General features: G+C 62.4%; 15 protein-coding genes. 9 read left to right on the plus strand and 6 right to left on the minus strand.

Annotated features, from left to right (window positions below; translation table 11 throughout):
• Position 1 precedes the first annotated feature (1 nt).
• The 3 genes from CA2_RS07500 to groL all read left to right on the plus strand — a co-directional run bounded on the left by CA2_RS07500 (position 2) and on the right by groL (position 2,796).
• Positions 2 to 451 (plus strand): RrF2 family transcriptional regulator, encoded by a 450-nt coding sequence (locus CA2_RS07500; RefSeq protein ID WP_042414737.1) that lies wholly within the window; start codon positions 2 to 4, stop codon positions 449 to 451.
• A gap of 308 nt (positions 452 to 759) precedes the next feature.
• A complete protein-coding gene (gene groES, locus CA2_RS07505) occupies positions 760 to 1,050 on the plus strand; it encodes a co-chaperone GroES (RefSeq protein ID WP_042414740.1) in 291 nt (96 codons plus the stop codon).
• A gap of 102 nt (positions 1,051 to 1,152) precedes the next feature.
• Positions 1,153 to 2,796 (plus strand): chaperonin GroEL, encoded by a 1,644-nt coding sequence (gene groL, locus CA2_RS07510; protein ID WP_042414742.1) that lies wholly within the window; start codon positions 1,153 to 1,155, stop codon positions 2,794 to 2,796.
• Between the two features lie 268 nt (positions 2,797 to 3,064).
• Here groL and pgi read toward each other — a convergent pair whose 3' ends face one another.
• The 3 genes from pgi to tal form a co-directional block, all read right to left on the minus strand.
• Complete coding sequence (gene pgi, locus CA2_RS07515) at positions 3,065 to 4,681, minus strand: glucose-6-phosphate isomerase (protein WP_042414744.1); 1,617 nt, start codon at positions 4,679 to 4,681, stop codon at positions 3,065 to 3,067.
• 6 nt (positions 4,682 to 4,687) lie between these two features.
• Positions 4,688 to 5,806, minus strand: coding sequence for a beta-ketoacyl-ACP synthase III (locus tag CA2_RS07520; RefSeq protein ID WP_042414747.1), 1,119 nt, complete (start codon positions 5,804 to 5,806; stop codon positions 4,688 to 4,690).
• A 178-nt stretch (positions 5,807 to 5,984) separates the two neighbouring features.
• Positions 5,985 to 6,932 (minus strand): transaldolase, encoded by a 948-nt coding sequence (tal, locus tag CA2_RS07525; RefSeq protein ID WP_042414749.1) that lies wholly within the window; start codon positions 6,930 to 6,932, stop codon positions 5,985 to 5,987.
• A gap of 178 nt (positions 6,933 to 7,110) precedes the next feature.
• Here tal and CA2_RS07530 point away from each other — a divergent pair, with 178 nt between their 5' ends.
• Complete coding sequence (locus CA2_RS07530; protein WP_042414752.1) at positions 7,111 to 7,959, plus strand: MurR/RpiR family transcriptional regulator; 849 nt, start codon at positions 7,111 to 7,113, stop codon at positions 7,957 to 7,959.
• A gap of 208 nt (positions 7,960 to 8,167) precedes the next feature.
• Here the strand turns inward: CA2_RS07530 and CA2_RS07535 are convergent, their stop codons facing one another.
• From CA2_RS07535 to CA2_RS07545, 3 genes are all read right to left on the minus strand, one after another.
• Positions 8,168 to 9,487: a porin gene (locus tag CA2_RS07535; RefSeq protein ID WP_042414763.1), complete on the minus strand. Its 1,320-nt coding sequence runs from the start codon at positions 9,485 to 9,487 to the stop codon at positions 8,168 to 8,170.
• Between the two features lie 193 nt (positions 9,488 to 9,680).
• A complete protein-coding gene (locus CA2_RS07540) occupies positions 9,681 to 10,742 on the minus strand; it encodes a porin (protein ID WP_042414766.1) in 1,062 nt (353 codons plus the stop codon).
• A gap of 499 nt (positions 10,743 to 11,241) precedes the next feature.
• A complete protein-coding gene (locus CA2_RS07545; protein ID WP_042414768.1) occupies positions 11,242 to 11,691 on the minus strand; it encodes an OsmC family protein in 450 nt (149 codons plus the stop codon).
• 386 nt (positions 11,692 to 12,077) lie between these two features.
• Between CA2_RS07545 and ilvA the strand changes: the two genes are divergently transcribed.
• From ilvA to CA2_RS07570, 5 genes are all read left to right on the plus strand, one after another.
• Positions 12,078 to 13,637 carry a threonine ammonia-lyase, biosynthetic gene (gene ilvA / locus CA2_RS07550; RefSeq protein WP_042414771.1) on the plus strand — a complete coding sequence of 520 codons (1,560 nt, stop codon included), beginning with the start codon at positions 12,078 to 12,080 and terminating at the stop codon, positions 13,635 to 13,637.
• Between the two features lie 163 nt (positions 13,638 to 13,800).
• On the plus strand, positions 13,801 to 14,616 hold the full coding sequence (locus CA2_RS07555) for an adenosylcobinamide-GDP ribazoletransferase (RefSeq protein WP_042414773.1): 816 nt from the start codon (positions 13,801 to 13,803) through the stop codon (positions 14,614 to 14,616).
• A gap of 3 nt (positions 14,617 to 14,619) precedes the next feature.
• Positions 14,620 to 15,219, plus strand: a complete 600-nt coding sequence (locus CA2_RS07560) for a histidine phosphatase family protein (protein WP_042414775.1) — start codon at positions 14,620 to 14,622, stop codon at positions 15,217 to 15,219.
• A gap of 14 nt (positions 15,220 to 15,233) precedes the next feature.
• Complete coding sequence (locus CA2_RS07565) at positions 15,234 to 15,473, plus strand: DUF2164 domain-containing protein (protein ID WP_042414777.1); 240 nt, start codon at positions 15,234 to 15,236, stop codon at positions 15,471 to 15,473.
• A 94-nt stretch (positions 15,474 to 15,567) separates the two neighbouring features.
• Entirely contained in the window at positions 15,568 to 15,864 is a 297-nt protein-coding gene (locus tag CA2_RS07570) for a hypothetical protein (RefSeq protein WP_042414940.1), read from the plus strand.
• Positions 15,865 to 15,879 lie beyond the last annotated feature (15 nt).

Raw genomic sequence — 15,879 nt, forward strand, 5'->3', positions numbered from 1 at the left:
GATGCGCCTGACCACACTCACCGACTATGCGCTGCGGGTCCTGATCTACACCGGCGCCCACAGCGAGCGCCTGTGCACCATCAGCGAAATTGCCAAAGCCTTCGATATCTCGCAGGCCCACTTGATGAAAGTGTCCCAATTGCTGGCGCAGCAAGGGTGGATCACCACCGTGCGCGGGAAAAACGGCGGGTTGCACCTGAGCAAATCCCCCCAGGAAATCCCGCTGGGGGCGGTGGTGCGCAGCATTGAACCCGACTTCAACCTCGTCGAATGCCTGGGCCCTAACAACCACTGCCGGCTGACCGGCGGCTGTGCGCTGACCTGCATCCTGAATGGGGCACTGAAGGCGTTTTGGCAGCACCTGGATTGCTATACGCTGGCCGATGTGATCGCCCGCCCCGGCTTGCCGGTCCTGGCGCAGTGGACCCAGCCCATCGCCATCAGCCGTTGACGCACCGCGCTCCGAAAACCCGGCCCACGGCTAGGGGTGCACCGCAAAAAATTCTCAAGCCTTTGTTTTGCAAAGAATTTTTTGGGCAACCAATCTCACCATCGGGTCCAACGTCCCACTACACAGAGATTGCGTGGCGTCAGCGAGGAACACCCACCCCTTGAAAGCCAAAATTTTTCCCTTATTATTAGCACTCGATGGGGTTGAGTGCTAACAGCACCGTTCCACAGCTTTATCAAGCCACTCTGCCCAGTTGCGACAGCGTGGCGGACCTCTTCAACCTTGTTGATTGATACCTAGGAGATGTTATGAACCTGCGTCCTCTGCACGACCGCGTGATCGTCAAGCGCCTGGAAAACGAAACCAAGACCGCTTCGGGCATCTTTATCCCTGACAACGCCGCCGAAAAGCCTGACCAAGGCGAAGTGCTGGCCGTCGGCCCCGGCAAGCGCAACGACAAGGGCGAGCAAATCGCTCTGAACGTGAAGGTGGGCGATCGCGTGCTGTTCGGCAAGTACTCCGGCCAGGCCGTCAAGATCGACGGCAACGAACTGCTGGTGATGAAGGAAGACGACCTGTTTGCGGTCGTTGAAAAGTAAATCGCAGCGCGATCCTCTTCAGAACTTTGAAATTTCATAGCTGCTAGCGCTTGATACACAAGGGCTAACAGCCAATTTGAACCAGATTTGTAGGAGCCAAAAATGGCAGCTAAAGACGTAGTATTTGGTGGCGAAGCACGTGCTCGCATGGTGGAAGGCGTGAACATCCTGGCCAACGCGGTCAAGGTGACACTGGGCCCCAAGGGCCGCAACGTGGTGCTGGAGCGCTCCTTCGGCGCCCCCACCGTGACCAAGGACGGTGTGTCCGTGGCCAAGGAAGTGGAACTGAAGGACAAGCTGCAGAACATGGGCGCCCAGCTCGTGAAGGAAGTGGCTTCCAAGACCAACGACATCGCCGGTGACGGCACCACCACCGCCACCGTGCTGGCCCAGGCCATCGTGCGTGAAGGCTCCAAGTACGTGGCCGCTGGTCTGAACCCCATGGACCTGAAGCGCGGTATCGACAAGGCTGTCGCCGCCCTGGTGGAAGAGCTGAAGAAGCAATCCAAGGCCACCACCACCTCCAAGGAAATCGCCCAAGTCGGCACCATTTCCGCCAACTCTGACTCCGACGTGGGCGAGATCATTGCCCAGGCCATGGACAAGGTCGGCAAGGAAGGCGTGATCACCGTGGAAGAAGGCAAGAGCCTGGCCAACGAACTGGATGTCGTGGAAGGCATGCAGTTCGACCGCGGCTACCTGTCGCCCTACTTCATCAACAACCCCGAAAAGCAAGCCGCGATTCTGGACAACCCCTTCGTGCTGCTGTTCGACAAGAAGATCAGCAACATCCGTGACCTGCTGCCCACGCTGGAGCAAGTCGCCAAGGCCGGCCGTCCCCTGCTGATCATTGCCGAAGACGTCGAAGGCGAAGCCCTGGCGACCCTGGTGGTGAACACCATCCGTGGCGTGCTGAAGGTTGTGGCTGTGAAGGCCCCTGGCTTCGGCGACCGCCGCAAGGCCATGCTGGAAGACATCGCCATCCTGACCGGCGGTAAGGTCATCGCTGAAGAAGTGGGCCTGACCCTGGACAAGGTGACCCTGGAAGACCTGGGCCAAGCTGCCCGCGTGGAAATCGGCAAGGAAAACACCACCATCATCGACGGTGCTGGCCAAGCTGACGAAATCGAAGCCCGCGTGAAGCAAATCCGCATCCAGATCGAAGAAGCCACGTCCGACTACGACCGCGAAAAGCTGCAAGAACGCGTGGCCAAGCTGGCCGGCGGTGTGGCCGTGATCAAGGTGGGCGCTGCCACCGAAGTCGAAATGAAGGAAAAGAAGGCCCGCGTGGAAGACGCCCTGCACGCCACCCGCGCTGCCGTGGAAGAAGGCATCGTGGCCGGTGGTGGCGTGGCCCTGCTGCGCGCCAAGCAAGCCGTGGGCGCCCTGGCGACCGGTAACGTGGAGCAAGACGCCGGTATCAAGCTGGTGCTGGCTGCTGTGGAAGCGCCTCTGCGCGAAATCGTGGCCAACGCCGGTGGCGAGCCTTCGGTGGTGGTGAACGAAGTGTTGAAGGGCCAAGGCAACTTCGGCTTCAACGCTGCCAACGACACCTACGGCGACATGCTGGAAATGGGCATCCTGGACCCCACCAAGGTGACCCGCACTGCCCTGCAGAACGCAGCGTCCGTGGCTTCCCTGCTGCTGACCACCGAGTGCATGATTGCCGAAGCCCCCAAGGCTGAAGGCGCACCCGCCATGCCCGACATGGGCGGCATGGGTGGCATGGGCGGCATGGGCATGTAATTGCCCGGCAGCCGACCCCAGCCTCATACCGCTGGGGTTGCATCCAAAAAAGGCCGCTTGCGCGGCCTTTTTTTATGCCTTGAAATTTTGAGCCAAATGACCTTCTAGCGATTATTCAGCAAGCGCTGGGTGCTCTGCTTTTAGCACGCCAGCACAGCCAGATCACCCACAGCAAGGCTGGCAACACAAGGCGTGGCACCGCAGGCCGTCCACCAGGGCCGCCCAGGCGCAACAACGTCGCACCGAGGCCGGTGTGTGCTGCGCTTCATTAATTGCCATGCGTGGGCGATTCAGCCAGCCGCTGCATCAGCGCCAAGGTGGAGGGATCCACCCCGGCCCAGTCGTGGCTTTGCTGGCGGGCGCGCAGCTCCTGCGCCAGCTTTTTGCCCAGCTCCACCCCCCACTGGTCAAAGCTGTTGATGCCCCAGACCGCACCCGCCACAAACACGCGGTGCTCGTACAGCGCAATCAAGGCCCCCAGCGACGCGGGGTCCAGCGCCTGCAGCAGCAAGAAGGTGCTGGGGCGGTTGCCCGGGCAATCACGCTCCGCCCCTTCGCCCTGGCGCCCCAACATCAGGGCCTGGGCCTGGGCAATTGCGTTGATCACCAGGCTTTGGTGGTGGGCCCCCAGGTACTTGCCACCATCGCGCAAGGCGATGAATTCGACCGGGATCGTGTCCTGGCCCTGGTGCAGCATCTGGAAGAAGGCGTGCTGGCCGTTGGTGCCGGGCTCGCCCCAGACCACGGGGGCCGTGGGCACCTCCAGCACCTGGCCATCGCGCGTGATGCGCTTGCCGTTGCTTTCCATCTCCAGCTGCTGCAGGTAGGCCGTCAAGCGGCGCAAGCCATGGCTGTAGGGGGCGATGCAGCGGCTGCCGAAGCCCAGGAAATCACGGTTCCACACATCCAGCAAGCCCAGGCGCATCGGCAGATTGACCGCCGGGGCCGTGCTGAAGAAATGGGCATCCATGGCGTGTGCGCCCTGCAGTAGCTGGCGGAACTGCGCGGCGCCGATGGCCATCGCAATCGGCAGCCCAATCGCCGACCACAGCGAAAAGCGCCCGCCCACCCAGTCCCAGAAGCCCAGCGTGCGGCTGATGCCGAACTCGGCCGCGGCCTGGACATTCATCGTCAGCGCCACAAAGTGGCGGTCGATGCTGCAGGCGGCATCCGCATCGGCGCTGCCGCCATGCGCCAGAAACCATGCCCGCGCGGAATGCGCGTTCAGCATGGTCTCGGCCGTGGTGAAGGATTTGGACGCAATCAGGAACAGCGTGCTCTCGGGCCGGACACGGCGCAGCACATGGCCCAGTTCATGGCCGTCGACGTTCGAGACAAAGTGGAACTGGGTGCCCGCATCGACCCAGTCCTCCAGCGCTTGCACCACCACTTCCGGGCCCAGGTGCGAGCCACCGATCCCGATGTTGACAACGTCGGTGATGCGCGCATCGGCCCGCACCTGCTCGGCCAGGTCCAGCATGGCCTCCAGGGTCTGGTGCACCTGCGCCAGGGCCTGCACCATGCCACCGCCCCACTGCTGCACCACAGGGTGATCTTGCAGCAGCCCCCTATCCTGCGGCGTGCGCAGCAGCCAGTGCATGACCGCGCGCTGCTCGCTCGCATTGATGGATGCCCCCGACAGCATGGCATCGCGCTGCTCGGTCACGCCACAGCTGTGCGCCAGATCGGCCAACAATTGCTCCGTCTGGGGCTGCCACAGATTCTTGGACAAGTCGGCAAACACATACGGCGCCTGCAGGCTCAGCTGGCTCAAGCGCTCCGGGTGGTGCGCAAAGGCCTGGCGCAGGTCCAGGTTGCGGCCCTCACGGTATGCATGCTGTTGAAGTTGCGCCCACTGTGGCGTCTGATTACACATCACCGACATAGCTCATCAACGCTTGCGCACCACCACGCTGCCCACCGAATAGCCGGCACCAAATGAACAGATCACCCCCAGGTCGCCCGCCACCAGGTCCTGGCGGTGCTGGTGGAAGGCGATGATGGAGCCGGCCGACGCCGTGTTGGCAAATTCGTTCAGGATCAGGGGCGCGCGGTCTTCACTGGCTTCGCCCACCAGCTTTTTCAGCACCAGCTGGTTCATGCCCAGATTGGCCTGGTGCAGCCAGAAACGGCGCACGCCCGCAGGGTCATGGCCCAGTTGCGCCAAATGGGCCTCGATGTGCGCTGCCGCAGTCGGCACCACTTCCTTGAAGACTTTGCGCCCTTCCTGGCGGAACGTCTTGTCGCGTGCCTGCGGATCGCTGTCTTCGCTGCGGTTCATGAAACCGAAATTGTTGCGGATGTTGTTGGAGAACTGGGTCGCCAGGCGCGTGCCCTGCACCTCCCAGACATCAGCCGCGGTGGCCGTGTCGGCACGCTCGATGACGATGGCCGTGCACACGTCGCCAAAGATGAAGTGGCAGTCGCGGTCCTTCCACTCCAGGTGGGCCGAGGTGATCTCGGGATTGACCACCAGCACGCAGCGCGCGCTGCCGCTGCGCACGGCATTGACCGCCTGCTCCAGGGCAAAGGTGGCGGACGAGCAGGCCACGTTCATGTCGAAGCCATAGCCCCCCGCGCCCAGGGCATGCTGGATCTCGATCGCCATCGCAGGATAGGCGCGCTGCATGTTCGACGCCGCGCACAGCACCATGTCGACATCGGCACCGGTTTTTCCGGCCTGCTGCAAGGCCTGGCGGGCCGCATCCACCGCGATCTCGGCCATCAGCGAGAGTTGATCGTCGGCACGCTCCGCAAAGCGCGGGTGCATGCGCTGGGGGTCGAGCACACCGGATTTCTCCATCACGTAGCGGCGTTGAATGCCGGAGGCCTTCTCGATGAACTCGACGCTGGAGTGCTGCAGCGGTGCACGTGCGCCGGACTCGATGTCTGCGGCGTGGCGGGTATTGTCCAGGTCCACGTAGCGATTGAAGGCCTCGACCAGCTCCGCATTGGTGATGGTGTAGGGGGGCTGAAACAAACCCGTGCCACTGATAACGGCTGAATGCATGAATGAGGTTTCCGGTGACCGGACCTGGCGAGGCCCGGTGTGTGAATGTGATACGTTGAGCTGCCAACACCACCCTGGAGACGTCGTCGCGGCGCCTGGTCGTACGGAAGTACTGCCTACGGCTTTGCGCCCCATCTCCACCGCCCATCTCCACTGGGCGGGGTCGTGTTCGACGCGCTCAGTGCGCGCGGATCAGTTGTTCCAGTTTGGAGGTGTCGACGGCAAAGGCACGAATGCCTTCGGCCAGCTTTTCCGTGGCCATGGCGTCTTCGTTGAGTGCGTAGCGAAAACCGGCTTCGTCGTAGTGCACGGGTTGCAGCTCGGCATGCCCTGCCTGCTGGGCATCCAGTGCGCGCGCGACCGGCGCCGTGCTCTGGCTCAGTTGCTCCAGCAGCTCGGGGGCAATCGTCAGCAGGTCACAGCCGGCCAGCGCCACAATCTGCCCGGTATTGCGAAAGCTGGCGCCCATGACTTCGGTGGCAATCCCAAAGTGCTTGTAATAGTCATAGATGGCCCGCACGGAGCGCACCCCGGGATCGTTCGCGCCGGCCATCGCCGCCTCATCCCACTGCGCACCGGCCTGCTTCTTGTACCAATCATAGATGCGCCCCACAAAGGGCGAAATCAATTGCACCTTGGCCTGCCCGCAGGCAATGGCCTGGACCTTGGAAAACAGCAAGGTCAGGTTGGTGTGGATGCCGCGCAGCTCCAGCTGGCGCGCCGCCTCGATCCCTTCCCAGGTGGCGGCGATCTTGATCAGCACCCGGTCAATGTGCACCCCGGCCGCCTGGTACAGCTCGATCAGCCGTTCCGCACGCACCACCGTGTCCGCCGTGTCGAAGGACAAGCGCGCGTCCACCTCGGTGGAGACACGGCCGGGCACCACCGACAGGATTTCACAGCCAAAACGCACCAGCAGGCGGTCAATCACCTCCGCCAGGTCGGCCTGGGAAAAGCGCTGCACGGTCTCAGCCAGCAGCGGCTGGTACGTGGGCTGCTGGACCGCCTTCAATATCAGCGACGGATTGGTGGTGGCGTCCCGGGGGCGGAACTGCGCCAATTGTTGAAAGTTGCCGGTATCCGCCACCACGGTGGTGTACTGCTTCAGTTGTTCGAGCTGGTTCATCTTGTCTCTGCTGTTTTCCTGGTGTTCGTACGGGGGAACGCATCGCCAAACCCCAAGTGTAGTGCCGGCCTCACAGACATCCGCCTGTCACAATGACCCAAGGCACGATGGTTTGTTGCAAGTGGCGGAAAATCGCAGCTTTTGGTGCACTGCGCGCCACCACACAAGGACTGTTTGCATGCTGGACCGGATTTCTGCCTCTTTGCCTTCGCTCGCACCTGCGGAGCAGCGGGTCGGGAAATTGGTGCTGGAAGACCCCCACCGCTTTGCACGTCTGCCGGTGCGCGAACTGGCGGAGCGGGCCCATGTCAGCAAACCCACGGTGGTGCGCTTTTGCCGCAGCATGGGCTATGACGGACTGGCGGATTTCAAGCTCAAGCTGGCCGGCAATGTCGCCGAAGGCGTGCCCTTTGTGCACCGCAGCGTGAATGTGGATGACAAGACCTCCGATGTCCTGGTCAAGGTGATCGACAACTCCGTCGCCGCCTTCCTGCAGTACCGCAACGCCGCCAATCCCGCCGCCATCGAGCAGGCGGTGAACGCCATCACCAGCACCTGGCAGCGCAAGCAGCGCCTGGAGATTTACGGCGTGGGCAACTCCGGCGTGGTGGCCCAGGATGCACAGCACAAGTTCTTTCGCCTCGGCATCAGCAGCCAAGCCACCAGCGACACCCACATCCAGACCATGGGCGCCACCATGCTGCGCTCCGGCGACTGCCTGATCGTCATCTCCAACTCCGGACGCACGCGGGAGCTGGTGGACGTGGCCCACATTGCCCGCCACCAGGGCGCCACGGTCATCGCCATCACTTCCAGCCACACCCCGCTGTCGGACTCCAGCCACATCCTGCTGGCGGCCGACAACTTGGAGGGCTCCGATCTCTACAGCCCCATGGCCTCGCGCCTGCTGCACCTGCTGATCATCGACATTCTGGCCACGGCCGTGGCCTTGAAAATGGGCGACGGCCTGGCGCACAACCTGCAAAACTTGCAAAACCAGTTGCAACAAAAGCGCTATGACATCTGAAGTGGTCGCGGCTTACCCCAAAAAGATGAGCATGCTGCACCTGCAATTCCTTACTTTCAAAAACAAAGCGCTTTGAATTCAAGGCTGCACCATCGCCTGCAGCTTTGTTTTTCATAGCCGATGACCAATCCGTCGACGCTACCCTCAGACCTTGGCAGGCACAAAAAAACCGGCATGGCTGCCGGTTTCGGGCGCAAGCCTCAGACCATCAGAAGCGATGGCGCAGACCCACGGTAAAGCCTGTGCGGCTGCGGGCCTTGCTGTCAGCATCGATAAAGAGTTTGCTTTCTCCATTCGAAAGCTTGGTATGGTCAATCGCTACATACGCATCGGTACGCTTGCTAAAAGCGTAATCCACCGCTGCCACCATGAAATGCGCTTTGCCGTCATACCCCCCCGAGGTCGAGCCCGACTGCTTGGCATGGAAATAGTGCATGCCTGCATTGATCTGCGGTGTGACTTGATAGCCAAACCCGACCTTGATCATCTGCCGCTTGTCAGCATCCCCAACCTGGAAGCCGCCATTGGTCTGGCCTTGCCACATGCTGTTGATGATGGCCTGGTCCACCAGACGATTCGCTAAAGCTCCGACATAGGCCCCGACCGTAGTCGGCGTACCAGCAGACTTCCACTTCACCTTGTTCTGGCCATAACCCAAATTGACATACAGGGGTCCTGAGCGGTAAGAACCGCCAAAAGTCAAGGCGTCCAGGTCCGAGCCACCAGGCAACTCCGTCCGCAAGAAGCCGCCGCCCACGGAAATTCCATTTTCGGAATAACGCAGAAAGCCACCCATGGTCTTCAGCGCTCCTGCAGCGATTCCGCCTGCCGCCGTCGTCAAAGCATTCGGCGTGGTGCTGCCGGAGGCTGCAGCGACAGCATTATCAATAACTGCTTTATTCCCTCCAGTCAGCGGAGTTGCTGCAGGCAAGCCCAGCATTCCAAGCCCCACATTTCGCACAGCATCCGTGTTGTCATTGCCTTCCGCAAATGAATACTGCACGGTCCCGACCCAATTGCGCGAGGGAGTTGCGAGGGTGTACTTCAGTGCATTGCTGGTACGAGCACCTGCAGCCATCCCCAACTCAGGCTTGTAGGCATCCATATAGGGAGAGTAAGGAAAGGACGCATAAGTGGAAGTCACCACATCAAATAGCACGTTCCACTGTCGCCCCATCGTCAAGCGACCATAAGGACCTTGCAAACCCACATAGGCCAACTGAAAAAATGGCGCCGTGACATCTTTGGCACCAGTGTCTGCGTTAAAGCGATGCTCCAGGTGGGCCAGTGCCTTACTTCCCCCACCAAGGTCTTCCTCAACATTCAATCCCCAGCGGCTTTGTGACATACCGCCGCCCACCATCTTGGTCAGACTTCCTTTATCCGCCCCCTCGTTGGTGGTGTGGCGCACGGCAGCATCCACAATCCCCCACAGTTCCACTTTGCTGGCACCCGTTGCCTGGGCCATGACAGGCATGGCACTTGCACACAACACAGTAGCAGCCACCGCGACGATTTTCTTTTGCATCTGCTTGTCTCCTTGAAGTGAATATTCGATTCAGGATGCAAGTCCATTCTAGAAAAGCACAATCGTTCGATTTCTTCTTTTCGCACGAAAACCACGCTCGTTTTCCCCGTGATTTGGCGCACACAAATACAAAAAGCCAGCCCGAAGGCTGGCTTTTTTATCTAAACAAAACTGAGGCTAGCTCAGCTTCATATTAGAAAGCGTGGCGCACGCCAACTTGGAAGGCTTGGATCTTGCCGCCAGCGTCCACAGCAGGCAGTGTCAGGCCAGCGCCACCCAGAGTGAAGCCGCTGCCGTTGTTTTTGTTCTTCAGGAAAGCGTAAGTGCCGTACACAGCAGTGCGCTTGGACAGGTTGTGCACATAGCCCAGAGCGAACTGGTCAGCCTTCAGATCGGTCCCACCGGCCACATCTTGGTTGTAGCGGTTGTAAGACAGCTTGGCTTCACCAGCAGCGCCCACAGGTGCCGACAATGCCAACAGGAAGTGGTCACGATCCACCTTGGCACCACCAAGCACCTTGTTTTCTTGATTCAGGTAAGCACCAGCCAGCTTGACCACACCAAAGTTGTACGAAGCGCCCAGGCCGTAGGCAGTGATGTCGTCAGCGACTGGAGTAACGCCAGCAACGCTGCTGCGACGGAACTTTTCTGCACCGAAACCAACGCTCAAAGGACCGTTGTCATATGTTGCCGAACCACCCAGGTAGGAGCCATCACGTGCACCTGCAGTTTGCTCACCGAAGGCATAGTTCAGGGCAAACTTGAAGCCGCTGAAGTCATTAGAGTAGTAACCCAGCATGTTGCTACGACGCACATCGTAGCCACCAGTGCTCCAGACGCGACTAGCACCAACACCCACGGTACCGAAGTTGTCATAGCGGCTCACTGCATCGTAAGCTGCAGTGGTCGAACGACCCAGACGCAGTTCGCCGTAGTTGCTCAACAGGCTGATGGTCGAACGACGCTTGAATTCGAAGCCGGGGCCTGTAGCGCCGCCGCCAGCACCAGTGCCGTCGTCGTTAGCGATCGCGCCTTCCAGCCAGAACTGAGCCTTCAGACCGTTGCCCAGATCTTCCACGCCGCGGAAACCCAGACGCGAGGAAGAGTTACCGCTGTTACCCAGACCGGACACAGTGTCCTTACCGTCATAAACGGTCACAGCAGCGTCAACAATACCGAACACGGTCACGGAAGATTGAGCGAAAGCGGCGCCGGAAGCAGCAACTGCGGCCAGGGCGATCAGAGATTTCTTCATATCGATTTACTCCAAGGTTTGTAGAGGGCACGTTCGCAGCTTGGTGTCTGTTCTTTGTTGCGTCTTTTGATACGCATCAGACACTGCGGGGCGCGCCAACCTCCTGGTGGGGAAGTTGGGCTTATTGCACCAGACTGGAACCCCTTGCGCAAAGCAAATCCCCTCTTGGGTGCCATTTTTGCGTGGTTTTGTTGCTCATCAGCAACAAAATGAGCGAGGGTGCGGGCGACCTCGCAATGTCACTTGGCTCAAACGCTCGCGACACTTCTCTGAGTACGCAAGACAGCCAATCACCACCAGAAAGCTTGCGCTCACATCGATGCCGCATCGAAGCATGACCACATGCACTTTTTCGATGCAGCGCGGGGACCCGTCTCGCCCGAACTGCACCACCCCACCGGAATCAATCCGTCACTGACACCAACCGAATACACCGACGATGCAACAAAAAAAGCGCCAACTTGGCGCTTTTTATCGTCATTCAGCGCGTGCAACGCCTTCAGGCTTCCAGCACCTCAAAGCTGGTGGTGATCTCCGCGGTTTTGCCCAGCATGATGCTGGCCGAGCAGTATTTCTCGTGGCTCATGGCGATCGCGCGCTCCACGGCGGCAGCGGGCAAGGCCTTGCCGGTCACGGTGAAGTGCATATTGATTTTGGTGAACACCTTGGGCTCCACCTCGGCCCGCTCGGCCTGCAGCTTGACGGAACAGCCGCGCACGTCGTGCCGGCCGCGCTTGAGGATCAGCACCACGTCGTAGGCCGTGCAACCGCCGGTACCGGCCAGCAAGGCCTCCATCGGGCGCGGCGCCAGGTTCTGCCCGCCATTGGCCGGAGTGCGCTCATCGGGCGCACCATCCATGGCCAGCACGTGGCCGCTGCCGGTTTCCGCGATAAAGCCCATGCCCGAGCGGGTTCCTGCCGCGCCGGTCCAGCTGACTGTGCATTCCATGTCCATTTTCTCCTTGCTTCACGCAGTCATTGAGTGGGGTGTTCCGCCCAACAGAATTGCAGCACGCAAACCTGAATGTTCAGAAAACCCTGAAATCTTGTTGCAACGCAGCATTATCCAATGCTACAATGCCCGCCATGCGTTGGATCGCCGAGGTTTTCACCCGCGATGCCCACAGTGGCGTGGTCTACTGTAGCGCACCAGTTGTCTCCTCCACCTCCTCTAACGGTGGATTCAGCCCCAAGCCCCTCGGTTTGGGGCTTTTTTTTTGCCTGGCGATGCCTGTCATCCAGCTCCGTCATGACGTGCCCCAGGGTGAATGCCTATGATGGACCCCCTTGGAATGGCCCGGCACTCATGCCCGCGCCAGACCTGGTTTGCCGCATATGACCACTACCAAGCACCTCACCCCCTTTGACTACCTGACCAAGATCCTGACGGCCCGTGTCTACGACGTGGCCGTGGAGTCGGACCTGGAACCCGCCAAGAACCTCAGCCGCCGCCTGCACAACAAGGTGCTGCTGAAGCGCGAGGACCAGCAGCCCGTGTTCAGCTTCAAGCTGCGGGGCGCCTACAACAAGATGGCCAACCTGTCGCCCGAGCAGCTGCAGCGCGGCGTGATCTGCGCGTCGGCCGGCAACCACGCCCAGGGCGTGGCCCTGGGGGCCAAGAAGCTGGGCTGCCGCTCGGTGATCGTGATGCCCACGACCACACCCCAGGTCAAGATCGATGCCGTCCAGGCCCTGGGCGGCGAGGTGGTGCTGGCCGGCGACAGCTACTCCGACGCCTACAAGCACGCCGTCAAGCTGCAAAAGACCGAAGGCCTGACCTTTGTCCACCCGTTTGACGATCCGGACGTGATCGCCGGCCAGGGCACCATCGCCATGGAAATGCTGAGCCAGCTGCAAAAGCTGGGCAGCCCGCGCCTGGATGCGGTGTTCGTGGCGATTGGCGGCGGCGGCCTGATCAGCGGCGTGGCCAACTACATCAAGGCCGTGCGCCCCGAGATCAAGGTCATCGGCGTGCACACCAAGGACTCCAACGCCATGCTGCAGTCCGTGCAGTCCGGCGAGCGCGTGGAACTGCCCGACGTGGGTCTGTTTGCCGACGGCACGGCCGTGAAGCTGGTGGGCGAGGAGACCTTCCGCATCGCCAAGGACCTGGTGGACGACTATGTGGTGGTCGACACCGACGCCGTCTGCGCCGCCATCAAGGACATCTTTGTCGACACACGCTCCATCGTCGAGCCCTCGGGCGCCCTGGCCGTGGCCGCCATCAAGCAGTACGTGGCCAAGCACAAGACCAAGGGCGAGACCTACGCCGCCATCCTGTGCGGCGCCAACATGAACTTCGACCGCCTGCGCTTTGTGGCCGAACGCGCCGAGGTGGGCGAGGAGCGCGAAGCCCTGTTCGCCGTGACCATCCCCGAGGAGCGCGGCAGCTTCAAGCGCTTTTGCGAGGTGGTGGGCAAGCTGCCCGGCGGCCCACGCAGCGTGACCGAGTTCAATTACCGCATCAGCCACCAGAACAAGGCCCATGTCTTCGTCGGCCTGACCACGCCGACCAAGGGTGAGTCCGAGAAGATCACCAAGAACTTCCACAAGCACGGTTTCGAGGCGCTGGACCTGACCTTCGACGAAATGGCCAAGGAACACCTGCGCCACATGGTCGGCGGCCATTCGCCCCTGGCGCAGGACGAACGCCTGCTGCGCTTCGTCTTCCCCGAGCGCCCCGGCGCCCTGTTCAAGTTCCTGAGCCTGATGGCGCCGACCTGGAACATCTCGCTGTTCCACTACCGCAACCAGGGCGCGGACTATGGCCGCATCCTGGTTGGCATGCAGGTGCCGGCCAAGGACAGCAAGAAGTTCGACGCCTTCCTCAAGCAGCTGGGCTACCCCTGGGTGGAGGAAACCGACAACCCGGCCTACCAGCTGTTCCTGAAGTAACGCGCCCCGGGCGGGGCGGGCTCCGGTGGGGCAACCACCACCCCGCCCGCCGGCGCACGGCCCCGTAGGCCCCCGCCCACCGGCGCCGCCTGCGGATTGGGCATGTTTTTGGCACTTGGCGCTCATGCAGCAAGCGCCAGCAGCTCTACTTTTCATACCTTTCATGCAGCCTCTGCGCCACTTCCTGCTGGCCCTCCAGTTCTTCAGCCGCATCCCCGTGACCGGCCGCCTGGCGACCTGGGTGGGCTGGAGCCCGGCCCTGCAGCGCGCCAGTGCCGGCCACCTGCCCGGCGTGGGCTGGCTGGTCGGCCTGGTCGCCGCCGCCGTGGTGCTGGCCTGCCATTACGCCCTGGCCACGCACCCCATGCTGCCCTGGGTGGCGGCGGTGCTAAGCACGGCGGCCACGCTGTGCGTGACGGGCGGCTTTCACGAAGACGGGCTGGCCGATGTGGCCGATGGCCTGGGCGGCCACCTGCCCGCCGAGCGGGCGCTGGAAGTGATGAAGGATTCGCGCCTGGGCGCCTATGGCGCCATGGCGCTGTGCCTGGGCCTGCTGGCCAAGGTGGTGTTCGTGGCCTTGCTGGTGCAGATCGACGTGGCCGCCGCGGCCCTGCTGCTGTGCTGCGTGCACGTGCTGTCGCGCGCCGCGCCGCTGGTGCTGATGCGCACCCTGGCGCACGTGAGCAAGCCGGACGCCTCCAAAACCCTGCACATCGCGGGCAGCCCGCTGGGCTGGGGCGGCGTGCTGACCGGGCTGCTGTGGTGCCTGCCGGCGCTGGCGGCGGTGTACGTCTACCTGGGCCAGGCCACCGTGCTGGCGCTGCTGCTGACGGGGGCCGTGGTCACTGCGTACCTGGGCTGGCGCTTCCAGCGCCGCCTGGGCGGCATGACGGGCGACTGCCTGGGCGCCACCCAGCAGCTGTGCGAACTGGCCATGTACCTGGTCGCGGGCCTGTTGCTGGCCCAGTACGTGCTCTGAGCCATGGCCGCCCCCGCCCTCTGGCTGCTGCGCCACGCCCAACCGCTGATTGCCCCCGGCGTCTGCTACGGCCAGCTGGATGTGCCGGCCGACCCGCAGCACACCCTGCAGGCCGCCCTGGGCGCCGGCGCGGCGCTGCCGCGGCAGGCCGTCGTGCGCCATTCGCCCCTGCAAAGGTGTGAGCAGCTGGCCCACGCCCTGCAAGCGCCGGAGGCACTTTTGGTGCCCGATGCGCGCCTGCAGGAAATGCACTTCGGCCACTGGGAAGGCCAGGCCTGGAGCACCATCGCCCGCCCCGAGCTGGACGCCTGGGGCCAGGACCTGTACCACACCGCCCCCGGTGGCGGCGAAAGCCTGGCCGCCATGCTGCAGCGCGTGTCCAGCGCCTTGCGGCACAGCTGGGCGCAGGACAGCCGGCACGGCCAGCGCGACGTGGTCTGGGTCACGCACGCCGGCGTGATCCGCTGCGTGCAGTGGCTGCTGCAATACGGCCATGCCCAGCCCCGCGCCCAGGACTGGACCCTGCCCGCCCCCGCCTTCGGCGAATGGCTGCGCCTGCCGCTGGCCGGCATGGCGACCACCGTGCGGACCCTGCAACGCTGAACCCTGTCCACCCCATGCCGATCACCTTGCCCGACACCACGCAACAGCAGGCCGTGGCCTCCATCGAACGCTATTTCCGCGAACACATGGACGAGCCCATCGGCAATGTCGCCGCCGCAGGCCTGCTGAAGTTCTTCCTGGCAGAGATCGCCCCGCTGGCCTACAACCAGGGCGTGGCCGACGCCCAGGCCCAGATGCAGCAGCGCGTGACCGAGATCGACATCGACGTGCACCAGGAGGCCTTCAGCTTCTAGCCGCCGCGCCCGCGCACCCGCAGCCGCTAGGGCGGCAGCCGGTGCCGCATAACCTGCCGGCACCGGGGTCATGCGCAAGCTGCACAATGAACGCATGTTTGAATCCCTGCGTACCTGGGCCACCCCCTACGGTGGCGACGTCTTCCTCTACATCAGCGTGCTGGCCGTGGCCAGCGTGGTGGGCCTGCAGCTGTACAAGCAGCGGCTCAGCAGCTTCACGCTGCAGCGCTTCATCCGACTGGGTGCGCTGATTGCCCTGCCGCTGACCATCATCGCCATGGAAATGGGCGAGCAGCACTGGGGCATCGCCGTGGTCGCCATCGTCTGGGCAGTGGCCGTGGCCATCATCAGCAAGAATGCCGTGGCCCTGCGCAAAGACAACAAAAAGTGAGCTGACAGCGCTGGT

Source organism: Comamonas aquatica NBRC 14918, assembly GCF_000739875.1.
In the GTDB taxonomy this organism is placed as follows: Bacteria; Pseudomonadota; Gammaproteobacteria; order Burkholderiales; family Burkholderiaceae_C; genus Comamonas; species Comamonas aquatica.